This window comes from Kitasatospora sp. NPDC127060 (assembly GCF_042724935.1).
Classification (GTDB): Bacteria; Actinomycetota; Actinomycetes; order Streptomycetales; family Streptomycetaceae; genus Kitasatospora.
The window spans coordinates 1-1,375 of sequence record NZ_JBHXEG010000194.1; the positions used below are offsets into that span (position 1 = coordinate 1).

Annotated in this window: 1 protein-coding gene; it reads right to left on the minus strand. The window is 74.1% G+C overall.

The genetic code is table 11. The features are described 5' to 3' along the window. Positions 1-1,375, minus strand: a 1,375-nt coding sequence (locus ACFWIS_RS40645) for a beta-ketoacyl synthase N-terminal-like domain-containing protein (RefSeq protein WP_380524400.1), incomplete at both ends; no start/stop codon positions are given.

Genomic DNA, 1,375 nt, shown 5'->3' on the forward strand with positions numbered 1-1,375 from the left:
AGACGGGTGAGGTGTCCAGCAACGCGAGTCCCATGCCGGGCCATTGGGTGCCGTGGCCGGGGAACACGAACACCGTCTTGCCCGGAACGCCGGTGCCCTGGATGAGCCGGCCGTCCGGCTGATCGGCGGCCAACGCCCGTAGTCCGTCCAGGAGCTCGCCACGTGTGGTGGCGACCACGGCGGCGCGGTGGGTGAAGCCGGCGCGGGTGTCGAGCGCGGCGGCGACGGCGGCGGGCGTGAGTTCGGGGTGGGCTTCGACGTGGTCCGCCAGCCGTTCGGCGTGCTGCCGCAGTGCGGCAGGGGTCCTGGCCGAGAGCGGCCAGGTGACCGGCGCCGCGTCCGCCGTCCCCGCCGCGTCCGAGGGGCCCTCGGTCTGGGCCACCGGTCGTGCGGTGGGGCCTTGTTCGAGGATGACGTGGGCGTTGGTGCCGCTGATGCCGAAGGAGGAGACGGCGGCGCGGCGCGGGCGCCCGTGCGTGGGCCAGTCCCGGTTCTCGGTCAGCAGCTCGATGCTGCCCGTGCTCCAGTCGACGTGCGGGGAGGGCGCGTCGACGTGCAGGGTCCTGGGCAGGACCTCGTGGCGCATCGCCTCGATCATCTTGATGATGCCGGCGACGCCGGCGGCGGCCTGGGTGTGGCCGATGTTGGACTTCACCGAGCCGAGCCAGAGCGGCTGTTCGCGGTCCTGCCCGTAGGTGGCCAGCAGGGCCTCGGCCTCGATCGGGTCGCCGAGCCTGGTCCCGGTGCCGTGCGCCTCGACCACGTCGACGTCGGCGGCGGCGAGCCCGGCTCCGGCCAGGGCCTGGCGGATCACCCGGCGCTGGGCGGCGGCGCTGGGCGCGGTGAGGCCGTTGGAGGCGCCGTCCTGGTTGACCGCCGTCCCCCGGACGACCGCGAGGATCTGGTGGCCGTTGCGGCGGGCGTCCGAGAGCCGCTCGACCAGCAGCAGGCCGACGCCCTCGCTCCACACCACACCGTCGGCGGCGGCCGCGAAGGACTTGGAGCGCCCGTCGGGAGCCAGACCGCGCTGTCGGCTGAACTCCACGAACGCGTTCGGGGTGGCCATCACCGTGACCCCGCCGGCGAGCGCGAGGTCACACTCGCCGTTGCGCAGCGCGCGGGCGGCCAGGTGCAAGGCGACCAGCGACGAGGAGCACGCGGTGTTGACCGTCAGTGCGGGCCCGGCGAGGTCGAGCGCGTACGACACCCGGCCGGAGGCGACGCTCGTCTGGGTGCCGGCGAGCAGGAACCCCTCGAAGCCGTCGGGTGCCGCCTGCATGAGCCGGTTGCCGTAGTCGTCGTACATGACGCCGGTGAAGACGCCGGTGTGGGTGCCGCGCAGGGTGGTGGGGTCGATGCCGGCGTTCTCCAGGGT